Below are 22852 nucleotides of genomic sequence, written 5' to 3' on the forward strand. Positions count from 1 at the left end.
GCGGGTTACGCCTGGTCGCGCACCGGGACCAGCACGCTGATGGTCTTGCCGCCGCCGGGGCGCGGTCGCACGACGATGTCCCGCGCCAGACGGATGATGATCGGCCAGCCGTACCCCTGTCCGTGTCCGGCCAACGGGAAGGCACCGGCCCCGTGGACGGCGTCGGGAACGACATCGCTGTGGTCGTGCACCGCCAGCAGGACGCCGTCCGCGGTGGCGACGGCCTCGAACGCGGCCAGTCCGTCCCCGTGCCGCAGGGCGTTGGTGACGAGCTCGGAGACGACGAGCATCAGATCGATGACGTCCTCCTCCCGTGCCGTGCGCGTCGCGGTGTCCCACCGCTCCCGTACGACGAGCCGCGTGTGCTCCCGTGCCGCCGCCGCGGTGGTGACAGCGGTCGCGCGGTCGGCGGAGGTCACCGTTCGACCACTGCCCGAGGCCTCTCCACAGCCGGTCGGCGGTCCTGACCGAGGGCGAGGAACGGAGTGTTTGCTTTCATTTCGGACGGCCTTTCGGTGCGTGCGTCGAACGGGTCTGCGACGGTGATCGTCGCGCGGGCGGGGCGCGCCGTGCGCCGCCCGCGGCCTGTGCGGCGAGGCACGTCCCGAGGCCGGTGCCTCCGGCGCCGGGTCCGGCGCCCGGGCGTCCCCTCGCCGCCGCTGTGTGCCCAAAACTGCAAATACCCGGCCTTTACCGGGGCATGCGGGGTGACTTTGCTCCCCGGGTGGCGAGCGGACGTCAGTTCGGGCCGGGGGAGTGCAGGTACACCTTCCAGTTGGCCTCGGGGCGTACGTCCGCGGCGAGGGCCAGCAGACGGCGCGGCTGCGCGCGCAGGCCGACGATCCTCAGCATGCCGCCGCGCCGGGTCACGTCACCGTCGACGGTCAGGAGGAGGTGCAGGAGCGCCGAGTCGACGAAGCCGACACGGGCGAGGTCGAGGGTGACCCGGCGCACGGAGAGCGGCAGCCCGGTCGCCGCGCCCTCGATGGCGGGCCGGGCGCGGTCGTCTATGTCGTGGTCCACGGTCAGCGTGGCGGCGTAACCGCCCGGACTCAACGTGATGTGCGTGCCCATCTGTCGGGCCCCCTTCCTGGGGGTTGGTGGCCGAGCAACGGCCACTGGGCTCCTCCCACCGTGTCACGTACGGGCGCTCACGTCGAACGACCTTCGGGGCGAAGGGGCATGACGTGCGGGTTCACGGGTACGTGCGCATGCGCGGCGCGCGCCGCGATCCGCAGGTGAGAGTGTCACCCGGTTCCAGTACACGTCGTTGGAGGCATACGTGTCCGTGGCCCAGAATCCCTTGTCCGTCGAGGTCGCCCTGTTGCGTGACGACGTGGCCCTGATCACGGTCCAGGGCTATTTGGACGTCGACACCGCGACCGAGTTCCAGCACCATCTGGCCAACCAACTGCACCACGGCCGACGCCACTTCCTGCTCGACCTCACCGATGTGCCGTTCATGGACTCGTCGGGGATGAACATCATCCTGCGCGTCTACCAGGAGGCCCGGACCCTGCCCGGCAGCGTCCACATCATCGCCCCGCGCCCCGCCGTGCGCCGCATCCTCGACCTCACCGGCGTGAGCCTGACGGTCCCGGTGTCGGAGAGCGTGGACGAGGCGCTCGAACGCGTGGCGGAGCCGGGGGAGCGGTCCTGAGGGAGGCGGGGCCTCAGCTGTGGGCGGCCGGTGCGGCCGTCAGGTCGGCGAAGTCCCCGAGCATGTGCGAGGTGTGCGCGGGGCGGCCGGTGACGAGGTGGAAGGTGTGGGCCGCCGCGTGGACCAGCAGGCTCCCGCTCCGCAGCACCGGACAGCCCAGTGCCCGTGCCGCCCGTAGCAGCGAGGTGTCGCCGGGGCGGTGGCCGAGGTCGCAGACCCACAGGTCGCCGCGGAGCCCCGCGGCGAGCATCCGCACCAGCCGGTCGGACCCCGCCGCCCCCGGGAGGGCGTCGACCAGTCCGTCGGCCTCGCCGAGGTGACGGTCGAGGTCCTCGGTCCCCCGGCCCGTGGCGGGCCGGCCCGGTGCGTGCCGGTTCACGGCCTCGGCCAGGGCCGTGGCCCGCTGAGGGTCGGGATCGACCAGGGTCAGGTGCTCCACCCCGCGCTCGGCGAGCGCGTGCGCGGCGGACACCCCGGCGCCGGTCGCGCCGACCTGGACGACCCGGGAGAGCGGTGCGTCGGGCAGGTTCCGCGCGAAGGCGTCGGTGAACGCGCTCATTCCGGCGTCGTGGCCGGTGGCCCGGCCGTCGGTGTCGTAGACGACCGTGGTGACGGTGCCCGTCCTGGCGGCGGCCCGGGACAGTCCGTCCAGGGCGTCCGTGGGCCGGCCGGCGGAGGCGGCCATGCCGAGCCCCGAGAAGCCGAACACCCTGCATTCGTCCAGCAGTGTGCCGAAGTCCCGTGCGGCGCCCAGGTGCCGGCACAGATAGCGCAGCTCGTGGCGGTCGGCTTCGCGCTGCTGGAGCGCGGAGCTGACCGAGAAATCCGTTCCCGGCGCGACCAGCCCGACCAGGTACGAGCGCTCGTTCATCCCCACCCCACACAAGTAATGTACGAACTGGTTCGTTATCTGTACCAGGATCGGGGCGCGGCGGGAAGTGGTCGGCCGGGGCGGCCTTCACAGGCCCAGGTACACCTCCCGCACCCGCGGGTCGTGACTCAGCCGCGCGGAGGTGCCGCGCAGGGCGACACGGCCGTTCTCCATCACGACGCAGTGGCTGGTCACCCCGAAGGTGAGCTTGGCGTTCTGCTCCACGAGCAGCAGGCTCAGCCCTTCCTCGCGCAGCCGCAGCAGCACGTCGAGGATGGTGCCGACGAGCTTCGGCGACAGACCCATGGAGGGTTCGTCCAGCACCAGCAGACGCGGCCGGGTCATCAGGGCGCGGCCGATGGACAGCATCTGCTGCTGGCCGCCGGACAGCGCTCCCGCCAGACGCTCGCGCATCTCCTTCAGCACGGGGAAGAGGGCGTAGACCTCGTCGAGCTGCCGGTGCGTCTCCTTGTCCCAGGCGCGGGAGTAGGCGCCCAGGAGGAGGTTCTTCTCGACGGACAGGCCGGGGAAGACATGCCGCCCCTCGGGGACGTAGCCGATGCCGTGACGCACCATGTCGCGGGCCCTGACCCGGGTGAGGTCCTTGTCGCCGAGCCGGATGCTGCCGCCGCTGCGCGGGACCAGCCCCATGAGCGCCTTGAGCGTGGACGTCTTCCCGGCGCCGTTGGCCCCGATGATGCCGACGGACTGGCCGGGCTCGACGCTGAAGTCGATGGAGCCGACGGCCTGGACGCCGCCGTAGTGCACGCTGAGCTCGCGCACGGTCAGGCATTCGGCGGTGGTGTCCGCGATGACCTTCACGAGGTCGCCTCCTGGGGTCGGCCGGGACGGTCGGCGGTCCCGGGGGCGTCCATGCCGATCTCGGCCAGGTCGGACTCGCCGAGATAGGCCTCGATGACCTCCGGCGCGGCCACGACCTCCTGAGGGGTGCCCTCGGCGATCACGGAGCCGCTGGACAGCACGGTGACCTTCTCGCACAGGTTCATGACCAGCCCCATGTTGTGCTCGATGAGGATCACGGTGGTGCCGCTGTCCCTGATCGAGCGGACGACGCCGATGAGCTGGCGCACCTCCTCGCCGTTGAGCCCGGCGGCCGGTTCGTCGAGCAGCAGCAGCCGGGGCTCGGCCGCCATGGCACGGGCGATCTCGATGCGCCGCTGGATGCCGTACGGCAGGGACGTGGGGTCGGCGCCCGCGAAGTCCGAGAGCCCGAAGCGCTCCAGCACCTCGTCCGCCCGCGCCCGCAGCCGGCGCTCGTGCGCCCACACCCCGGGCTGCCACAGCACGTACTGCCAGATCGTCCATGTGCGGCTGCGGTCGAGGGCGACGAGGACGTTCTCGCGGACGGTGAGCTGCCCGAACAGGCGCAGGTTCTGGAAGGTGCGGGACACCCCGGCCAGCGACAGGGCGTAGGGCCGGGCGGTGGTGGTGTCGGCGCCGGCGAAGCGGACCGTGCCCGCGGTCGCCCGGTAGAAGCCGCTGATCACGTTGAACAGCGTGGTCTTCCCGGAGCCGTTGGGGCCGACGATGCCGCGGATCTCGCCCGCGTCCACGGTGAGGGACACCTCGTCCAGCGCCCGCAGTCCGCGGAACTGCTGTGTGACGCCCTCCACCGTCAGCAGCACATCGCCGCCGCCGTCGGCGCGCTCGACGGGTGGGTAGGGCGTGAAGGGCCGCAGCTCCGCGCGGACGGACTGCCGGCCGCGGCGTCGTTCGTACACGCCGCGCAGCCGGTCCGGGACCCCGGCCAGACCGGTCGGCGCGAACACGACCATGAGGACGACGACCACGCCGTAGCCGAGTTGGGCGTAGGTGGAGAAGTCCGAGAGCCATTCCCGGACCAGGGTCAGACCGACGGCGCCGACCACGCAGCCCACCAGGGAGCGGCGCCCGCCGATGATGACCATCGCCAGCAGGATGAACATGTTCCCGATGGAGAAGGTCTCCGGCGCGACATAGCGGATGAGGCCCGCGTAGAGGACGCCGGCGAGGCCCCCGTAGAGGCTGGCCAGGAGGAAGGCCGTCATGCGCAGCAGCGGGATCTCCGCGCCCATCGCGCCCGCGGCCAGGGAGTCGTCGCGCATGGCGCGCAGGCGCCGGCCCAGGGAGGTGCGGACGACGAAGAGGCCGAAGACGAGCGCGAGGCCGAAGACCACGGCCTCCAGGTAGTAGTAGAGGTACTCGCTGGACAGGTCGATGCCGGGCAGGGTGGGGCCCGGGACGCCGGAGATCCCGTCGGCGCCGCCGGTGACCTCGGCGTTGGTGATCCAGTTGATGAAGCCCAGGGCGAGACCGAGGGTGACGATCCCCAGGTAGTGCGACTGCATCCGCAGGGCCGGGACGCCCACGAACAGGCCCGTGACGACGGAGGCCAGGACGGCGAGCAGGGCGGCGGTCCAGAACCCGTGTCCGTACCCGGTGGTGAGGATGGCCACCGTGTAGGCGCCGACGCCGAAGAACGCGACCTGGGCGAGGTTGACCTGGCCGGAGATGCCCATCGCCAGCCCCATCCCGATCGCCAGCAGGGCGTAGATGAGAGCGATGTCCACCACGTGGATGGTGTAACTGCCCAGGCCGTAGGGGAGGGCCCAGGCGGCGGCGACGAGCGCGCCGGTCGTGCCGATACGGGTCTTCATGCGCGGCTGACCGTCCTCTCGCCGAAGATCCCCGTGGGCCGGATCATGATGGCCATGGTGAAGACCAGGAACGTGACCAGGACCGAGTAGCCCTGGAAGTGGCCGGCGGCGTAGGAGTCGAGGACGCCGATGGCCACGCCGCCCACCACCGCCCCCTGGATCGAGCCGAACCCGCCGAGCATCGCGGCGGCGAAGCCCTTGATGCCGAGGGCCCCGCCGAGGGAGGCGTCGACGTAGAGCATCGGTCCGACCAGGCCGCCCGCGAGGGCGGCGAGTCCGGCTCCGATGGCGAAGGCCAGGGCGTTGCTGCGGCCGACGTCGATGCCCACGGCGGTGGCCGCCTCGTGGTCCATGGCGACCGCCTGCATGGCCGCGCCGCGCTTGGTGCGGGACAGGAAGAAGGCCAGACCGACGACGGCGACGGCGGCCACGGCCATGACGAGGAGGTCGTAGGTGCGCACCCGGATGCCGAGCAGGTCCAGGGGCGCGGCGTGCAGGGGCGAGGGGACCGCGCGGCCGGTGGTGCCCCAGACGAGGACGGCGACCGCCTGGAGCACGATGCCGAAGCCGATCGTGCCGATCAGCATGAGGTCGAAGTCCTTGTTCTCCAGGGGGCGCAGCACGCGTTCGATGACCAGGCCGATGGCCCCGGTGACCACGATCGCGGTCACCATGGCCAGGGCGAAGGGCAGATGGGCGGTGAGGTAGAAGGTGGAGGCGGCGTAGGCGCCGATCATGGCGATGTCCGCGTGCGCGAAGTTGACCAGCCCCATCGTCCGGTAGACGAGGGAGAAGCCCATCGCGACCAGGGCGTAGACCGCCCCGAGACTCAGTCCGCTGACGAGCGTCTGGAGGGTGTCCTGCACGTCGTCCTCACTTCTGCTCGACGAGCACGCCGGACTTGATGACGCCGATGCTGGTCTTGGTGATGCCGACGCCGTCGGGGCCGTAGCGGAACTGGCCGAGCAGTCCGTCGTACTCGGTCGCGCGGATGGCGTCGGCGAGCTTCTTGCCGGTCGCCACCCCGCTGTTCTTCAGGGCGGTGAGCAGGATGCTGGTGCCGTCGTAGGCCTTGGCGCCGTGCAGTTCGGCGTCCTCGCCGTAGGCGGCCTTGTAGGCGGCGGCGAACTTCTGGGTGGCGGGGCTGACGTCGTTGCTGAGGTAGGGGGAGCTGACGATGGTGCCCTCCGCCGCCTCCTTGCCCGCGGTCTCCACGAAGACCGGTGTGCCCTGGGGTGCCGCGCCCGCGAACGGGGCGGTGATGCCGAGGTCGCGGGCCTGCTTGACGATGAGGCCGGCCTCGACCTCCTCCGAACCGATGAAGATCACCTCGGGCTTCTGGGCGCGGATCTTGGTGAGGGCGGCGCTGAAGTCCTTCTGGTCGGTGGTGACGACCTGGTCGGTGACCGGGGTGACACCGAGGTCCTTGACCGCCTTGGTGAACGCGTCGTGCTCACCGGTGCCGAAGGAACCGTTGTTGGTGATCATCGCGATCTTCTTGTAGCCCTTGGCCCGCACCAGATGGTCGGCCAGGGTGCTGTCGTAGGTGGTGCTGGTCGGGCCGTTGAGGAACAGGAACTCGCTCTTGACGGCGACGAGTCCGTCGGACTGGCCCGAGGTGATGTTGGGGATGCCCTCCTGCTTCAGGATGGGCGCCATGGCGATGGTCACCGCGCTCTCGGCGGTGCCGATCATCGCGATGTAGTCCTCGCTGGAGATCTTCCGGGCGAGGTTGGTGCCCGTGGTCGGGTCGCCCTGGTCGTCGAACGACTTGATCTGGATCCTGCGGCCGTCGATGCCGCCCTTCTTGTTCCACTCGTCCACGGCGAGCTTGGCGCCCTTGTACTCCCAGTCGCCCAGCGAGGAGAGCTGGCCGCTGCGGGCGTTGACGACGGCGATCTTGATGGGGCCCGAGTCGGAACCGCCGCCCTTGTCGGAGTCGCCGGGCGCGCCGCACGCGGCCAGGGAGGCGGTCGCGGCCACGGCGACGGCGGTGGCGAGCAGCGTGCGTGGAGCGGAGGGCCGGGAGGTACGGGACATGGTGGTCACCTCGGTATCGGTGTCGGTGGGCTGACGGGCGGGGTGGGGGGAGGCGACGCGAGCCCCGCCGGCCCGTGGTGGTGCCGGGGCCGGCGGGCGGTGCGGGAGGAGGTCAGCGGGCGTCGGCGGGGAAACGGCCGGCGTAGATGTCCTTGATGTTCCAGTGGCCCGGGGTGGGCACCGGCTCGTTGACCATGGGCACGTCGAGGACGGCGGGCCGGCGGCGGGCGACGGCGTCGTCGAGCGCCTTGCGCAGGTCGCCCGGGGCCGTGACGGAGTAGCCGTCGGCGCCGCAGGACTCGCCGTAGCGCGCGAAGTCCGGGCTGTAGGGGCGGCCTTCGGCGTCGGTGAACTCGCAGCCGTAGGACCGTCCGAAGGACGAGGACTGGAGGTCGGCGATGGTGCCGTGGGCGCGGTTGTTCATCACCACGAAGATGACGGGCGCGCCCTGTTCGACCGCCATCGGTACGGCGGGCAGCTGGGCGCTCATGCCGCCGTCGCCGATGAGGGCGACCACGACACGCTCGGGCCGGGCGATCTGCACGCCGACGGCCGCGGCCGGGCCGAAGCCCATGGTGGAGGCGCCTCCCGGGGTGATGAAGCGGCCCTGTTCGGGCAGTTCGTAGCACTGCGCGACGCCGTTCTTGTTCCAGCCGACGTCGGTGACGAGGATCGCGTCGTCGGGCAGGGCGTCGCGCAGGTCGGCCAGGATGCGCTGGGGACGCAGCGGGAAGGCGTCGCTGCGGCCGGCCTCACGGGCCGCGTCGAACACCCCGGCGCGCGCGGCGGCGATGCTCTCGCGCAGGCCGGGACGGGAGAGCGGCTCGCCTCGACGGGCCCGTACCGCCGCGCCGATCCTCTCCAGCGCGAGCTCGACGTCGGCCACGGCACCGATGTGCACGGGGTAGTTGCGGCCGATCTCGGCGGGGTCGATGTCGATCTGGAGCAGTCGGCTCGGCGGGAAGTTCCAGGTGTACGCCGCCTCCCAGGAGCTGGCGTCGGTCTCGGCGAAGCGGGTGGCCAGCGCCAGGACGACATCGGCGCCCTTCGTGCGCTCGTGGGTGCTCTCCAGGCCCCAGAAACCGGGCATGCCCAGCAGCAGGGGGTGCCGGTCGGGGACGCCGCCTTTGCCCATGAGGGAGTGTGCGAGCGGGATGTCGAGGTGCTCGGCGAGGTCCAGCAGCGCGGCGCGGCCCCGTGGGCCGCGCAGGCCGCCGCCGAAGTAGATCAGGGGCCGCTCGGCCGCCAGGAGTTCCCGGGCGATCCGGTCGGCGGTCGGCTCGTCCAGGCCGGGCCTGCCCAGGTGTCCGGGCAGCGGATGCGCGCCGTCGTAGGGCGCGACCGGCCGGTTGAACAGGTCCATCGGCACGTTGACGAGGACGGTTCCGGGGCGTCCGGAGGTCGCGGTGAAGAAGGCGCGCTCGGTGACGCGCGGGAGGTCCTGGACCCGCTGAACCTCCCAGGTGCGCTTGCAGAAGGGCCGGTAGATCGCGGTCTGGTCGGCGTCGGCGTGGAGGTTGACCTCCTGGTGCGGATGCCGCCCGTGGTAGTAGGAGGGGATGTCGCCGGTGACGACGACCAGCGGCACGGAGTCCAGGGCGGCGGTCGCGACACCGGTGACGGCGTTCATCATGCCCGGGCCCACATGGGTGAGCAGTACTCCGGGACGTCCGGTGGCGCGGGCGTAGCCGTCGGCGGCGTGGGCCGCGGCCTGTTCGTGCCGGGCGATCACGAACTCGATCGGGCTGGGGCCGAGCGCGTCGAGCAGGGCGATGTTGGTGTGCCCGCAGGTGCCGAAGACGTACTGCACGCCGTAGGACTCCAGTTGGGCGACGAGGGCTTCGGCGGCGGTCACCGTGGTCACGGGGTCTCCTTGGGCAGCTCGCGGCTGTCGCCCCACACGGACAGCCCGCGCAGGACGAGGGTCTTGACGACGCTGTAGTCCTCGATGAGCCACCGAGGCGCCTCGCGGCCGAAGCCGGAGTCCTTCACACCGCCGAACGGCACGTGGTCGAGACGGAAGTTGGAGGTGCCGTTCACGATGAGGCCGCCGACCTCCAGCCGCCGCCAGGCGGTGAGGACGCGGGTGATGTCGTGGGTGAACAGGCCGGCCTGGAGTCCGTAGCGGCTGGTGTTGCACTGGTCGAGGACGGTGTCGAAGTCGTCGAAGGGCAGGACGGCGACGAGCGCGCCGAACACCTCGCGCACCACGACGGAGGCGTGGGCGGGCGGGTCGGCGACGATGGTCGGGGCGGCGGTGGCGCCGTCCCGGGTGCCGCCGCGGACGACGCTCGCGCCCAGCGCACGGGCCTCGTCCGACCAGGCCACCACGCGTTCCGCGGCGTTCTCGTCGACCATGGAGCCGATGTCGGTGCTCTCGTCGAACGGGTCGCCGACGACGAGCGCGTCGACCGCCGCGGTGAGGGCGTCGAGGAACTCGCCGTAGCGGGAGCGGTGGACGTAGACGCGCTGCACGGAGATGCAGCTCTGCCCCGAGTTGCTGTATCCGGTGCGGGCACACATCCGTGCCGCCGCCGCGGGGTCGGCGTCCTCGCACACGATGGTCGCGGCGTTGCCGCCCAGCTCCAGGGCGAGCCGCTTGCGGCCGGCGGCGCGCGCCACGGCGGCACCCGTGTCGGCGCTGCCGGTGAAGCTGATGACGCTGACGGGGTCGGCGGCGCACAGGGCGGCCCCGACCTCCCCGTCGCCGTGCAGCAGCTGGACCGCCTGGTGGGGCATCCCGCTGTCGAGGAGCAGGGCGACGACGGCCGCCGAGACGGCCGGCGCCTGCGGCGGGGCCTTGACCAGGGTGGTGTTGCCCGCCGCGAAGGAGGCGCCGAGCTTGTGGGCGAGGAGGTTGGCGGGCGCGTTGAACGGCGTGATGGCCAGCGCCACCCCGGCGGGCGCCCGGTAGGTGAGGGCGGTGCTGCCGATGCCGGTGCTCCAGCCGGCCACCGGCAGGTTCTCGCCGTCGATCCGGCGGGCCTCGGCCGCGCAGACCGCGAACGTGGACGCCACGCGCTCGATCTCGGTACGGCTGTCCTTGACGGGTTTGCCCAGCTCGAGGGCGAGAAGGCGGGCGAGCGCGTCGCGGTGGGCGAGGGCGCCGCGGGAGGCGGTCTCCAGGACGTCGGCCCGCGCGGCGGGCGCGAGGTCGGCCATCTGGCGTGCGTAGCCGCTGGACCGGGCGACCGCGGTGCCGATCTCGCGCCCGGTCGCGGCGGGGGCCCGGCTGACGGTGCGCCGGAGATAAGGGCCCCTGCGATCCGTGGGAGGGCCCTCTCCGCCCCAGGACCCGGCGAGGAAGGGGAGGGCGTCGACCACGTCGTTCCGGTCGGCTGCCTTGAGGAGGTCTTGCAGCATCACGTCTCCAGAAAAAACCATCTGATGGTTTCCGTGGACTGCTCTGTGGACTGGCGTGTAACGTACGGGCGCCGGGAGGCCGTGGCAATAGGTCGGCGTGAGGAAGTTGAAAGCCACGGTTTTCGAATGGACCTTGGCTGGTAGAAGCTGTCCCCTCCAGTGCCACGCCCGACAGCGGGCCGAGCGGCCGACCACCGACGAAGGAGAGCGCATGGACACGGAGCAAGGACCGGGCGGCGTACGCAGCGTGCGCCGGGCTCTGGACATCCTGTCGCTGCTGACCGAAGACCAGCCCACCGTTCCGCTCAAGGACATGGTCGACGCGACCGGCCTGCCCAAGACGACCGTGGTGCGCCTCGTCCAGACGCTTGAGCAGTACGGACTGCTGTGGGCGACACCCGGCGGCTACACGGCCGGGCCCGGTCTGTGGCGCTGGGCCCATCTCGCCCACACCAGCTGGGAGTTGCCCCCGGACACGCAGAAACTGCTGCGCGAACTCGTCGACCGGCGCGGGGAGACCGCGAACCTGATGATCCGCCGCGACATCCACCGTGTCTGCGTCGCTCAGCAGGAGAGCCCCCAGCCGCTGCGGCACGTGGTGCGGGTGGGCGACGAACTGCCCTTGTGGGCCGGAGCCTCGTCGAAGGTGCTGCTCATCGGCGCCACCGACGGACTGCTGCAACGGGTCGCCGCCGCCTCCCCGCACGGAGTGGCCCATGTGCAGCAACTGCGCCTGTGGGCCGACGACGCCGCCGAGCGCGGCTACAGCACCAGCCACGGCGAGCGCGACATCGGCCTCACCGCCGTCGCCGTACCCATCCGCACCCAGTCGGGGGTCACGGTGGCCTCCCTCTCGCTGAGCGGCCCCAGCGCACGCATCACCGAACAGGACATCGAGGTGTTCGCGGACGACCTGCGCGAGACCGCCGCGCGCGTCGCCGCACAGGGCTTCCACCACCCCCTGGGGCCGCGCACCTAACACCGCCGGCAGCGGCGCCGCGCCAGGCGCCACTGGAAGGAGACGTCATATGCACGTCCGCCCATTGGACGGAACACGCGTTCTGGATCTCACGAACGTGCTGGCAGGCCCCTACTGCAGTTACCAGCTCGCGCTCATGGGCGCCGAGGTCGTCAAGATCGAACGTCCGGGTCAGGGGGATCTGGCCCGGAACCTGGGTCCCGACCCCGCCCTCAACCGGGCGGGCGTCGGCGCCTCCTTCCTCGCCCAGAACGCGGGCAAGGCGTCCCTGGAGCTCGACCTCAAGGACACCGCCGACCGCGCCCTGTTCGAACGGCTCCTGTCCGGGGCGGACGTCCTGCTGGAGAACTTCCGGGCCGGTGTCCTGGAGCGCATGGGCTACGGCACCGAACGCCTCGCCCAGCTCAACGGCCGGCTCGTCTACTGCTCCATCTCCGGCTTCGGACAGGACGGCCCGATGAGCGGCGCGCCCGCCTACGACCAGATCGTCCAGGGCCTCACCGGCATGATGAGCGTCACCGGCACCGCCGAGACCGCGCCCCTGCGCGTCGGCTTCCCCGTCTGCGACACCACCGGGGGACTGATGGCCGCCTTCGCCATCAGCGCCGCCCTCCTGCACCGCGAACGCACCGGGCACGGCAGCAGGCTCGACGTCTCCATGCTGGAGGCGTCGCTGTCCACCATGGGCTGGGCCGTCTCCAACTACCTGGTCAGCGGGATCCCGCCCGAACCGCTCGGTGACCAGAACCCCACCGCGGCCCCCTCCGGCACCTTCTCCGCCCTGGACGGACCGCTCAACATCGCGGCCAACCAGCAGCGCCAGTTCGAGGCGCTGTGCCGGCTGGCCGGGGCGCCGGAACTGATCACCGACGACCGGTTCGGCGGACGGGAACAGCGCAAGCGGCACCGCGACGAGCTCAACACCGCCCTGAACGAAGCTCTTTCGCGCCGTCCGGCCGCCGACTGGGAGCGCGAGCTGAACGCCGCCGGTGTGCCCGCCGCACGGGTGCTCACCGTGCCCCAGGCCCTGGAACAGGCCCAACTGGCCCACCGGAACTTCATCACGAGACTCAGCCATCCAGGACGCCCCGGACGGCCACTGTCCGTCGTGGGCAACGGAGTCCTCGTCGACGGGGAGGCCTTCGGGCCGCCCTCTCCGCCACCGCTGCTCGGCGAACACAACGCCCACCGCGAGGAGATCGCCGACCGCTGGGTGGACGCGGCCACCGAGACGGCCGGAGAGGCCGCCGCGTCATGACCGCCGACGAGCGCGACGCCAGTGAGGCCGCGCGGTGGTGGGCCACCGCGGTCAGCCACATCGAGCCCGGCAGCATCGAACTCCGCGACCGCCCGGTCCAGGACCTCATCGGCACCGCGAGCCTGGTCGACGTCATCTGGCTGATGCTGCGCGGCTCCCCGCCCGCGCCCCGTGAAGCGGCCCTGCTGGAGGCCGCGTTGGTGGCCGGCGTCGACCACGGACCCCAGGCCCCCTCCATCGCCGCCGCCCGGATGGCGGCGACCTGCGGCATCGGCCTCAACAACGCCGTCGCCACCGGGGTGAACATGCTCGGCGACGCGCACGGCGGGGCGGGCCAGCAGTGTGTGGAGATGCTCGGCGACATCCGCGACCGGCGTGCCCCGGGCGGCAGTTGGCGGCAGGCGGCTGAGGAGGTCATGGCCGACTGGCAGAGCCGCTCGCGCTATCTGCCGGGCTTCGGCCACCGCTTCCACCCCGTCGATCCGCGGCGCGATCCGCTCATCCACCTCGTCCGAGGGGCGGTTGCCGACGGTGTCGTCCGCGGGGACTTCCTCCAGGCCGCCCTCGCCGTCGAGGACGTCCTCGCGAGACGCCGGGCCGGCGCCCGGCCCGTGCCGATGAACATCGACGGTGCCACCGCCGTCATCTACGCCGAGCTGGGCTTCCAGGCTCCGCTCGCCCGCGGTCTGTTCGTCCTCAGCCGCTCGGTGGGCATCCTGGCGCACGCGTGGGAGGAGACCGGGCAGGGCCGCCGCAACAAGGGCCCCATCCCGCGCACCGTGCTGCCCGCCCGGCTGCCCCAGCCGAAAGACGCGTGAACAATCCGCGTCACAGCCCTTGCCACACCCCCGGCGCGTCCCTAACGTAGCTTTCCGCCAATCGGCAACCACCGTACGGACCTCTCGAACCGTACAGCGGACCATGATCCGCCCCGCAGCCTTCCTCCCCTCCCCGCCTGAGACACCACAGCCCCGCCACTGACGGGTATGTCAGGACTCGTCATGAAAGAGGGACCATGGATAGACGCAGTTTCCTCACCTCGACCGCGGCCGGAACAGCCACCACCGTCACCCTGCTGAGCGGCACCCCCGCCCAGGCCGGCCAGGACGACACCCTCGCGCGACCGGTGCCCGGCCAGTCCCACGCCGCCACCGGCGCCGACTACCCCAAGGCCGGCGGCAACCTCGGCAACCACAGCCACTCCTCGCTCAGGAAGATCACCACCGGCAACGTCCGCAGGCTCGGCGGCGCCTGGCACATCAACCTGGAGAACGGCTCCACCTCCTCCGCCCAGCAGTGCGCCGTCATCGCCGAGAAGGGCGTGCTCTACCTGGCCACCACCCAGCAGAACGTCTTCGCCGTCGACGGCCGCACCGGCCAGGTCAAGTGGAAGACGAACGTCGGCACCGACACCACCAACATGCGCGGCCTCGCCCTCGGCGAGGGCCTCGCGTTCACCATCTCCGGCGACAACAAGGTCCTCGCCCTCGACCAGAGGACGGGCGCCGTCGTCTGGAGCCGCGAGCTGATGGTCGAGGACCAGGGCGACCCCGGCTGCGACCCCGCCTCGGGCCAGTGCGGCGGCAGCAAGGGCGGCCTCGCCGGAGCCGCCGTGTACTGGGACGGACTCGTCTACATCGGCACCCAGGGCAGCACCGCCGGAGCCCGCGGACGCGCCTACGCCCTCGACGCCCGCACCGGCGACGTCGCCTGGGTCTTCTGGGGCACCCCCGGCCCGGGGGAGTACGGCCACGACACCTGGGAGGGCGACACCTGGAAGACCGGCGGCGCCGTCTGCTGGATCCATCCCGCCGTCGACCCCGAACTCGGCCTCGTCTACTGGACGTTCGGCAACCCCTATCCCCGCACCGACGGTTCCACCCGCGGCGGCGACAACCTCTTCGCCAACTGCCTGGTCGCCATGGACGCCAAGACCGGACAGCGGCGCTGGCACTTCCAGTCCGTGCACCACGACATCTGGGACTACGACGGCGTCATGTCCCCCGTCCTCGCCGACATCCTGATCGACGGCAGGAAACGCAAGATCGTCGTCTACGGCAGCAAGACCGGCATGTACTACATGCTCGACCGCGCCACCGGCACGCCGGTCCACGGCATGGAGGAACGCCCGGTACCGCAGCACGCGGCCCAGAAGACCGCGCCCACCCAGCCCTTCCCCGGCGGCGAACCCTTCGTCGAGACCGAACCCCGCCTCGACAAGGCCACCCGCCCGGTGCCCTTCTACCCGACCGGCGGGCTGTTCGAGGCCCACTGGGACCGTGCGACGATCATCTTCCCCGGCGCGGGCGGCGGCGCCGACTGGTCCTCGCCGTCGTTCAGCCACCGCACCGGCCTGGTCTACGTCGGCTACGGGCTCATCAACTCCGCCTACTCCAACACCCACGGCGGGCGGGTCAACACCGCCCGGCCCCTCGGCGAGTACTTCGCGGGCGGCCTCGCCGCCGTCGACCCGCGCACCAACACCGTCGCCTGGCGCCAGGAGGGCGAGTGGTCGCTCGCCCACGGCAACGGCGTCCTCAGCACCGCCGGCGGCGTCCTCTTCCAGGGCCGCCCCGACGGCGTGCTCACCGCGCTGGACGACCGCGACGGCGGCGAACTGTGGAGCTGGCAGTGCGGCGCCGGCGTCAACACCAACCCGCTCACCTACGAGATCGACGGCGAGCAGTACGTCGCCGTCCTCGCCGGCGGGAACGGCCTGCCCTACCCGGACATCCCCCGGGGCGACCACCTGTGGGCGTTCAAGCTGGGCGGCACCGTGAAACCCGCCGCCGCGCCCACCCCGCCGTCCAAGCGCAACCAGATCCGGACCGCCGCCGTGACCGGCGACACCGCCCGGCACACCGTCACCCTCGGCAGGGTCTGGGACAGCACGAGGAACGCCCCCGGTGCCACCGAGAACCTCGTGGCCCAGAACGCCATGGCGCCGCAGCACCTGAGCATCGCCCGGGGCACCACGGTCACCTTCGTCAATCCCGCGGACAACAGGTCCGCGCACGGCGCCGTCTCGTTCTTCGAGGCCGAGTTCGACACCGGGCTCCTGATGCCGGGCCAGTCCTACGCGTACACCTTCGACACCCCCGGCGAGTACTTCTACAACGACCCGGTCACCCCGCAGAACACCGGAAAGATCGTCGTCAAGTAGCCCCCCTCACGGCGAAGTCCGCCGACCCCTCAGCCACGTTTTCCCGAACGACGTGAGGACGCTCCATGAGAACCAGACTCCGCATGCGCCCGCTGCGCGCGGCACTCACCGGCGCGGCCACGACCGTGGGCATCACCGTCGCCCTCGTGGCGACCGGCACCCTCAGTGTGGCCCAGGGCCGCACCGGCCAGGGCGCCCAGGAACTCGGCGACCCCGACTACGGCGTGTGCCGCGGCGTGGACGCCCGCTGCTACCACGACTGGGGCACCTTCGACACCACCCAGGGCTACAAGGTCCTGCTCTACACCCGCACCGCGGGCCCCCGCCACGCCAACCTCGGCCCCGCCCTGGCCCCCGGACTGAACCCGCCGCTCACCGACGCCAACGTCGTCCAGAAGGCCGTGGCCAAGATGGGCGCCGACAACGGCTTCCAGGTCGACGTCACCGAGGACGTCACCCAACTCGCCTCGCCCGCCACCTTGTTCAAGTACAACGCCGTCATCTTCTACTCCACCAGCCGCGACACCCTCGACGACGCCGCCCAGACCTCCCTGCGCCAGTACGTCCGAGGGGGCGGCGGGTTCGTCGGCGTCCACAACGCGTTCGGCACCGAGTACAACTGGCCCTGGTACGAAGGGCTGCTCGGCAACGCCAACTTCTACGACCACGGCCCCGCGCAGCCCGGCACCGTGGAGACCGTCGACCGCAAGGACCACTCCACCAAGTCGCTTCCCGCCAGATGGCAGTTCTCCGACGAGTGGTACAACCTCGTCCCCGCCCCGACGCGCGTCCGCGTCCTGGCCGAAGTCGACGAGAGCACGCTCGCCAAGGGAGTGGCCGGGAACTACAACCACCCCGGGCACGGCAGGAACCACCCCGTCGCCTGGTGCCAGTACTACGACGGAGGCAGGGCCTGGCTGACCACGCTCGGCCACGACGCCAAGGACTTCTCCACCGACGGATCCTTCGCGGGCGCCGCGGAGTTCCAGAAGCTGCTGCTCGGCGGCATCGAGTCCGCCATGGGCAAGGCGCCGTTCTGCAAGTGACGTCCGGCCGCACCAGGCCGGCCGACCCCGGCGCCCGGCACGGCGCCGTCGAATCCCCTCACCGGAAGGCAGGATCACCATGCACGACGAACCCCGCACCCAGCAGCCCACCGAGCCGCCGGCCCAGGCCCCGGCAGGCTGGCAGAGCCCCGACTTCACCGTCGTCGACACCGCTCTCGAAGTCACCGCCTACTCGCTGCGCACCAAGTAGGAGGGCCCACCGTGCTGTTGCGCGTCCTCGGCACGGCAGCCGGTGGTGGCACGCCCCAGTGGAACTGCGCGTGCCCCGGGTGCACCGGGGCACGCCGCCACCCCGCACGCCGACGCCTGCACGACGGACTGGCCCTTCAGCCGGCGGACCCAGGGGCCTGGTTCCTCGCCAACGCCACCCCGGACATCGCCGGGCAACTCGAGAGCCACCGCACGCTGCTGCCCGACGCCGGACAGGAGCGGACCCCCGTCGTACGCGTCGTCCTCACCGACGCCGAACTCGACCACACACTCGGCCTGTTGCGGATCAGGGAAGCCTCCCGCATCGAGATCTGGTGCACCGAACCCGTGCGCAAGGCGCTGACCACGCGCCTCGCTCTGGACGAAGTCCTCTCCCCCTACACCGCGCTGCGCTGGAACGACCTTCCCCTCACCGGGGCCGAACGCCCCACCGACATCGGCGGACTTCACGTCAGCGCCGTCCCGCTGTCCGCCAAGCGGCCCCGGTACGCCGCCGGTGAACCCGCGCATCCGGCCTGGAGCGTCGCCCTCAAGGTCCGCGACCCCGCCACGGGGAAGACCGCCCTGTACGCACCCGCCCTGGCGTCCTGGAGCGAGCCGCTGGAACAGGAGATCGCCGACTCGGACTGCGTCCTGCTCGACGGAACCTTCCTCACGGACGACGAACCCCCTCGCACCGGCTTCTCGCGGCGCACCGCCTCGGCCATGGGCCACCTGCCCGTCGAAGGCCCGAACGGAACGGCTTCCCGCCTTTGTGGCAGAGGCGGGAAGACGGGCCGGCGGATCCTCTACACGCATCTCAACAACAGCAATCCGCTGGGGGATCCGGACGATCCCGCACACGAACGGCTCGCCGGGCTCGGCCTCGGCGTCGCCGCGGACAGGATGGTGGTGAACCTGTGACCACGACCGTGAAGGCGGGCCGCCCGGTCTCCCCGGCCGAGGGCGGACCCGCACCGTGGTCCGCGGACGAGCTGGAACGCCGTCTGCGGGAACTGGCGGTCAGCCGCTACCACGACCGCCACCCCTTCAACCAGCGCATGCACGAGGGCCGGTCGACACCGGCCGAGCTGCGGACCTGGGTCGCCAACCGCTTCTACTACCAGTGCAACATCCCCATCAAGGACGCCTTCGTCCTGAGCAAGCTCCGCCTTCCCGCCCAGCGCCGGTCCTGGCTGCGGCGCATCCAGGACCACGACGGTCGCACCGACCAGGACGGCGGTCTGGAGAGATGGCTCCGGCTCGGCGAGGCCGTCGGCCTCGGGCGCGACGAGCTGCTGGCCCACCAACACCTCCTGCCCGGCGTCCGGCTGGCCGTCGACGGCTACGTCAACTTCTGCCGCAACGCCGACGCGCTGGAAGCGGTGGCGTCGTCCCTGACGGAACTGTGCGCTCCGTCGATCATGCTGACGCGGCTGGAGACCTTCCCCCTGCACTACCCCTGGATCGAGTCCGCCGGCCTGTCCTACTTCCGCGCCCGGGTCCCCCAGGGACGGCGCGACGGGAACGAGGCGCTCGGCTGGGTCCGCGACTGGGCCGTCACCCGCGACCAGCAGCACCGCGCACTGTCCGCGCTCTCGTTCAAGTGCGACGTCCTGTGGAGCCTGCTCGACAGCGTCCAGGGAGCGGCCCGTCAGGAACTCCGCGATGCCTGACCCCTCGACCTGGCGCCCCCGGCTCCCGCCCGCCGCCCGGCTGCGGCACGACCAGGTACGGGAGACCGACGTCCTGCTGCTGCCCGAGCGGGTCGTCGTCCTGCACGGTTCCGCCCGGGCCGTACTCGAACTCGCGGACGGTGACCGCACCGTCGACGACATCGTCGCCGCCCTCGCACCGCCTCCCGCGCAGGACACGATCCGCGACGACGTCCTCTCGTTCCTGACCGCGCTCCGCACGGAAGGAGTCCTGCGATGACGGCTCCCGCCCCGCCCTGGGCCCTGCTCAGCGAACTCACCCACGCCTGCCCCCTGCACTGCGGCTACTGCTCCAACCCCCTCGAACTGACGCGGCGTTCACGGGAACTGACCGCCGGCCAATGGGCCGGCATCCACCGCCAGGCGGCGGAACTCGGCGTCCTGCACACGCATCTCTCCGGCGGCGAGCCCCTGTTGCGCAAGGACCTTGAGCAGATCACCCGGTCCGCGGTGGACGCGGGCCTCTACACCCAGCTGGTCACCAGCGGGGTCGGTCTGTCGGCCGAACGGCTCGACGCCCTGACCGACGCGGGGCTGCACAGCGTCCAGTTGTCCGTCCAGCACGCCGACCCCCGCCGCTCCGACGACCTCGCCGGCCATCCCGCCCACGGCGCGAAGCGACGGGCGGCGGCGCTCGTCAGGGAACGCGGCCTGCCCCTCGGCGTCAACGTCGTCCTGCACCGGCACAATCTCGACGCCCTGGACGCGCTGATGGAACTCGCGGTGGCCTGGGAGGCGGACCGCATCGAGCTGGCCAACACCCAGTTCTACGGCTGGGGGCTGCTCAACCGGGACGCGCTCATGCCCACCCGTGAACAACTCGCGGTGGCCGCGGAGAAGGTGGAGACCTGGCGAGAGCGCCTGCGCGGCAGGCTCGACGTCACCTGGGTGGTCCCCGACTACTTCTCCGGAACACCCAAGCCCTGCATGGGAGGCTGGGGCGCCGTCTCGCTGACCGTCGCGCCGGACGGGACCACGCTGCCCTGCCCGGCAGCCGCCTCCCTGCCCGGGCTCGACGCCCCCAACGCCGCCGACCGGCCGCTGCGTTGGATCTGGGAGGAGTCGCCCGCCTTCAACGCCTACCGGGGCACGGACTGGATGCCGGATCCCTGCCGTGGCTGCGAGCGGCGGACCGAGGACTTCGGGGGGTGCCGCTGCCAGGCGTTCGCGCTGACCGGTGACGCCTCCCGCACCGACCCGGCCTGCTCCCTGTCGCCGGACCACCCCGCACTGATCGCCCTCACCCGTCCCGGGCCGTCGGCCCCGCTCGTCCCACGGCGGCCGGCTCCCTCGGGACGTCGCCGCGTCCGCGGTGCGCGGCGGGCTCCGTGAGGGAACGGCGGCCGTCTTCCACCTGACGACCGCCGCCCTTCTCTTCTCCCAGGTCAGTCCGTGTACACCTCCGCCCGGTCCACGCTCACGAAGGAAGCCGTGGACTGGGCGTTGTGCTCGCCGGTCACGCGGACGCGCAGGGTGTGGCGGCCGGGGGACAGCTTCGGGCTGACGTACTGGACCGTCTCACCGGTGCGGATCGCGCCGTAGAAGTCGACACGGGTCTCCGTGCCGCCGTCGACGCTGATCGCGGCGATGCCGTTGCCGGTGTCGCGTACCGACAGCAGCGCGATCCTGGTCCCGGTGAAGGTGAAGGTCGCGGTGGTGCCGGCCTGGTCGCTCCAGTGGTCGTCGCTCCAGAAGCACTGAGCGGCGCATCCGGTGCCGGAGTTCCACGTCCCGGTGTAGGCGAGGGTGCCGTCGCCGCTGGAACGGCCGTCGTCGTTGATCCAGTGATTGCCCGAACCGGGGTCGCCGGAGGGCAGGTTCTGGGTGGCGCCCAGGGCGAGCGGCGTTCCGAGGTTCGGGCTGCCGTCGGCGTTCCAGCCGATCTTCTGGGCGCGGCTGGTGCGGTCGGTGTAGGTGTACTGGGACGTCGTCTTGGCGTGGTAGACCATCCAGTCCTGGGTGCCGTCGGGGGACTTGAAGAAGGCGTGGTGGCCGGGGCCGTACACGCCGACCGCGTCGTTGCGCGCGAACACCGCGCCGCTGCGCTGCCGCCAGTTGGCGGGCACCAGCGGGTCGGCGCCGTCGGCCAGGGACAGCATCCACAGCTGGTAGTCGGGTTTGCCGGTGTCGCACGCCGAATAGGTCATCCAGGTACGGCCGTTGCGGTTGAGGAACTCCGGGCCTTCACGGACCTCGGCGCAGCCGCCCGCCGCGTCGATCGCGACCGCGTTGCCGGAGACGGTGTACGGGTTCGACAGCGGCGCGATGTTGAGCCCGTTGTGCTGGTAGGCGTTGATGCCGCTGTAGGCGAGGTACAGCTTGCCGTTGTGGGTGAAGACGCTGGGGTCGATGGCGAAGTCGGCGGTGTGGTTCGGCGGGATCAGCGCCGACTTGAAGTGGTAGGGGCCGGTGGGGGAGTCGGCGTCGGACTCCAGGACGTAGACGCGGTGGTGGTCGTCCACACCGTCGTCGGCCGTGTAGTAGAGGTACCAGCGGTTGCCGAAGCGGTGGAACTCCGCGGCCCAGATGTTCTTGTTGCGGGAGCTGTCGGTGTCCGTCCAGACCGTGACCGGGTCGGACGCGAGGAGCGTGGCCAGCGACGCCGAGCGCCACATGCGGATGCTGCCGCCCTGCGTCGTCGTCATGTAGTAGGAGCCGTCGAAGTACGTCAGGTACGGGTCGGGCCCGGTGTTGAGGGGATTGCGGAAGGTGGTGCTCGTGGCCGCCGCGGCCTGGGGCGCCGCGGTCGACGGGGGCGTGGAGACGAGCGAGAACACCACGGCCAGCAGCAGGGCGAGCAGCGTCGCGACGCGGACCGTGCGGGGGGATGTACTCATGGGCGACTCCGGTGAGTGGGGCGGTGCCTGAGTGGGTGGTGCCTGTGCGGTCGTGGCGCCTGGTGGTGCGTCCTTTCGGCGGTCCGGCTCAGCGGGCCGTCGGTCTCACTGGCCGCCGAGTCCCGTCGTGGCGACGGACTTGACGATGTGCCGCTGGAAGAACAGGAAGACGACCACCAGCGGCAGCGCGGCCAGTACGGCCGACGCCATCGACTGGGCGTACTGGACGCCGTAGGCGTCCTTCACCGACGTGATGCCGACGGGCAGGGTCATCAGGTCGGGGTCCGAGGTGGAGACGAAGGGCCACAGGAAGTTGTTCCACGCCCCGATGAACACGAAGATCGCGACGGCCGCCAGCATCGGGCGGGACAGCGGCAGCAGCACGGACCAGAAGATCCGGACGTGCCCGGCGCCGTCGATGCGGGCCGCCTCCTCCAGTTCCTTGGGCAGCGAGTCGAAGTGCCGCTTCAGGATGAACACCATCACCGGCGCCACGGTCTGCGGCAGGATCACCGCCGCGTACGTGTCGACCAGGTTCAGGGTCAGCATCTGCTGGAACCACGGCACGATCAGCATCTGCGGCGGCACCAGGACGGCCGCCACCGTGAGCGTGAACAGGGCCTTGCGGCCCGCGAACCGGGTGCGGGAGAAGGCGTACCCGGCCATCGCGGAGACCGCCACCGTGATCACGGTGACGACGGCGGCGATCAGGAAGCTGTTGAACATCCACAGCGGGAGGTCGCCGCGCTCCCACACACTGCGGAACCCGTCGAGGGTGAAGCCGTGGGCCGGCCACAGCCAGTGGACCGGATCGCTCGCGTCCTGCTCCGACTTGAACGCGGTCAGCAGTCCCCAGCCGGCCGGCAGCAGCCACAGCAGGGCCAGCAGGGTCAGCACCGCGAAGGTGAGGGTCCGGGCGGTGCGGCTGTCGCCGAGGGAGAGATGGACGCGGCGGACCTCGGCGCGCCGTCTGCGGGCCGCCACCTCCCGGATGACGGGGGAGCGGGGCGTGGTCCTCGGGCTGCGGGCGGGCAGCTCGGTGGTGGAGGTCAT

The 22852-nt window shown here is 71.5% G+C and carries 22 protein-coding genes; 11 read left to right on the forward strand and 11 right to left on the reverse strand.

Going from position 1 to position 22852, the window contains the following annotated elements; all coding sequences use genetic code 11:
* Window positions 1–5: 5 nt before the first annotated feature.
* Window positions 6–419, reverse strand: a complete 414-nt coding sequence (locus ACIPSE_RS10165) for an ATP-binding protein (RefSeq protein WP_401659921.1) — start codon at window positions 417–419, stop codon at window positions 6–8.
* A 319-nt stretch (window positions 420–738) separates the two neighbouring features.
* Window positions 739–1074, reverse strand: a complete 336-nt coding sequence (locus ACIPSE_RS10170; RefSeq protein WP_401659924.1) for an STAS domain-containing protein — start codon at window positions 1072–1074, stop codon at window positions 739–741.
* Between the two features lie 208 nt (window positions 1075–1282).
* Between ACIPSE_RS10170 and ACIPSE_RS10175 the strand changes: the two genes are divergently transcribed.
* Window positions 1283–1660, forward strand: a complete 378-nt coding sequence (locus ACIPSE_RS10175; RefSeq protein ID WP_401659927.1) for an STAS domain-containing protein — start codon at window positions 1283–1285, stop codon at window positions 1658–1660.
* A gap of 13 nt (window positions 1661–1673) precedes the next feature.
* Here ACIPSE_RS10175 and ACIPSE_RS10180 read toward each other — a convergent pair whose 3' ends face one another.
* The 7 genes from ACIPSE_RS10180 to ACIPSE_RS10210 all read right to left on the reverse strand — a co-directional run bounded on the left by ACIPSE_RS10180 (window position 1674) and on the right by ACIPSE_RS10210 (window position 10591).
* Window positions 1674–2531: a shikimate dehydrogenase gene (locus tag ACIPSE_RS10180; protein ID WP_401659929.1), complete on the reverse strand. Its 858-nt coding sequence runs from the start codon at window positions 2529–2531 to the stop codon at window positions 1674–1676.
* Window positions 2532–2618: 87 nt separating this feature from the next.
* A complete protein-coding gene (locus ACIPSE_RS10185) occupies window positions 2619–3353 on the reverse strand; it encodes an ABC transporter ATP-binding protein (RefSeq protein WP_401659932.1) in 735 nt (244 codons plus the stop codon).
* The gene (locus ACIPSE_RS10190; protein ID WP_401659935.1) at window positions 3350–5188 is read right to left on the reverse strand and encodes an ATP-binding cassette domain-containing protein; all 1839 of its coding nucleotides are present in this window, start codon (window positions 5186–5188) and stop codon (window positions 3350–3352) included. Before ACIPSE_RS10190 ends, ACIPSE_RS10185 begins: the two co-directional genes overlap by 4 nt.
* Window positions 5185–6054, reverse strand: a complete 870-nt coding sequence (locus ACIPSE_RS10195; RefSeq protein WP_401659938.1) for a branched-chain amino acid ABC transporter permease — start codon at window positions 6052–6054, stop codon at window positions 5185–5187. The genes ACIPSE_RS10190 and ACIPSE_RS10195 overlap by 4 nt, the downstream gene beginning before the upstream one ends.
* Window positions 6055–6061: 7 nt before the next feature.
* Window positions 6062–7228: an ABC transporter substrate-binding protein gene (locus tag ACIPSE_RS10200; RefSeq protein ID WP_401659941.1), complete on the reverse strand. Its 1167-nt coding sequence runs from the start codon at window positions 7226–7228 to the stop codon at window positions 6062–6064.
* A gap of 112 nt (window positions 7229–7340) precedes the next feature.
* A complete protein-coding gene (locus ACIPSE_RS10205) occupies window positions 7341–9092 on the reverse strand; it encodes a thiamine pyrophosphate-binding protein (protein WP_401659944.1) in 1752 nt (583 codons plus the stop codon).
* Window positions 9089–10591 carry an aldehyde dehydrogenase family protein gene (locus ACIPSE_RS10210; protein WP_401659947.1) on the reverse strand — a complete coding sequence of 501 codons (1503 nt, stop codon included), beginning with the start codon at window positions 10589–10591 and terminating at the stop codon, window positions 9089–9091. Before ACIPSE_RS10210 ends, ACIPSE_RS10205 begins: the two co-directional genes overlap by 4 nt.
* A gap of 211 nt (window positions 10592–10802) precedes the next feature.
* Between ACIPSE_RS10210 and ACIPSE_RS10215 the strand changes: the two genes are divergently transcribed.
* The 10 genes from ACIPSE_RS10215 to pqqE all read left to right on the forward strand — a co-directional run bounded on the left by ACIPSE_RS10215 (window position 10803) and on the right by pqqE (window position 20294).
* Window positions 10803–11570: an IclR family transcriptional regulator gene (locus ACIPSE_RS10215; RefSeq protein WP_401659949.1), complete on the forward strand. Its 768-nt coding sequence runs from the start codon at window positions 10803–10805 to the stop codon at window positions 11568–11570.
* Window positions 11571–11619: 49 nt separating this feature from the next.
* The gene (locus ACIPSE_RS10220) at window positions 11620–12828 is read left to right on the forward strand and encodes a CaiB/BaiF CoA transferase family protein (protein WP_401659952.1); all 1209 of its coding nucleotides are present in this window, start codon (window positions 11620–11622) and stop codon (window positions 12826–12828) included.
* Window positions 12825–13646: a citryl-CoA lyase gene (locus tag ACIPSE_RS10225; protein ID WP_401659954.1), complete on the forward strand. Its 822-nt coding sequence runs from the start codon at window positions 12825–12827 to the stop codon at window positions 13644–13646. Before ACIPSE_RS10220 ends, ACIPSE_RS10225 begins: the two co-directional genes overlap by 4 nt.
* A 197-nt stretch (window positions 13647–13843) precedes the next feature.
* The gene (locus ACIPSE_RS10230) at window positions 13844–15991 is read left to right on the forward strand and encodes a PQQ-binding-like beta-propeller repeat protein (RefSeq protein WP_401659957.1); all 2148 of its coding nucleotides are present in this window, start codon (window positions 13844–13846) and stop codon (window positions 15989–15991) included.
* Between the two features lie 65 nt (window positions 15992–16056).
* On the forward strand, window positions 16057–17037 hold the full coding sequence (locus tag ACIPSE_RS10235) for a ThuA domain-containing protein (RefSeq protein ID WP_401659960.1): 981 nt from the start codon (window positions 16057–16059) through the stop codon (window positions 17035–17037).
* A gap of 79 nt (window positions 17038–17116) precedes the next feature.
* Window positions 17117–17248: a pyrroloquinoline quinone precursor peptide PqqA gene (gene pqqA / locus ACIPSE_RS10240; protein WP_401659963.1), complete on the forward strand. Its 132-nt coding sequence runs from the start codon at window positions 17117–17119 to the stop codon at window positions 17246–17248.
* 11 nt (window positions 17249–17259) lie between these two features.
* A complete protein-coding gene (gene pqqB, locus ACIPSE_RS10245; RefSeq protein WP_401659966.1) occupies window positions 17260–18171 on the forward strand; it encodes a pyrroloquinoline quinone biosynthesis protein PqqB in 912 nt (303 codons plus the stop codon).
* Complete coding sequence (pqqC, locus tag ACIPSE_RS10250) at window positions 18168–18923, forward strand: pyrroloquinoline-quinone synthase PqqC (protein ID WP_401659969.1); 756 nt, start codon at window positions 18168–18170, stop codon at window positions 18921–18923. Before pqqB ends, pqqC begins: the two co-directional genes overlap by 4 nt.
* The gene (gene pqqD / locus ACIPSE_RS10255; RefSeq protein ID WP_401659972.1) at window positions 18916–19182 is read left to right on the forward strand and encodes a pyrroloquinoline quinone biosynthesis peptide chaperone PqqD; all 267 of its coding nucleotides are present in this window, start codon (window positions 18916–18918) and stop codon (window positions 19180–19182) included. The genes pqqC and pqqD overlap by 8 nt, the downstream gene beginning before the upstream one ends.
* The gene (gene pqqE, locus ACIPSE_RS10260) at window positions 19179–20294 is read left to right on the forward strand and encodes a pyrroloquinoline quinone biosynthesis protein PqqE (RefSeq protein WP_401659974.1); all 1116 of its coding nucleotides are present in this window, start codon (window positions 19179–19181) and stop codon (window positions 20292–20294) included. The genes pqqD and pqqE overlap by 4 nt, the downstream gene beginning before the upstream one ends.
* Before the next feature lie 53 nt (window positions 20295–20347).
* Here the strand turns inward: pqqE and ACIPSE_RS10265 are convergent, their stop codons facing one another.
* Both ACIPSE_RS10265 and ACIPSE_RS10270 read right to left on the reverse strand, forming a co-directional pair.
* Window positions 20348–21799, reverse strand: a complete 1452-nt coding sequence (locus ACIPSE_RS10265; protein ID WP_401659976.1) for a glycoside hydrolase family 43 protein — start codon at window positions 21797–21799, stop codon at window positions 20348–20350.
* A 105-nt stretch (window positions 21800–21904) separates the two neighbouring features.
* Window positions 21905–22852, reverse strand: a complete 948-nt coding sequence (locus ACIPSE_RS10270; RefSeq protein WP_401659979.1) for a carbohydrate ABC transporter permease — start codon at window positions 22850–22852, stop codon at window positions 21905–21907.

The sequence above is a fragment of the Streptomyces sp. NPDC090106 genome (assembly GCF_044747265.1).
Taxonomy (GTDB): Bacteria; Actinomycetota; Actinomycetes; order Streptomycetales; family Streptomycetaceae; genus Streptomyces.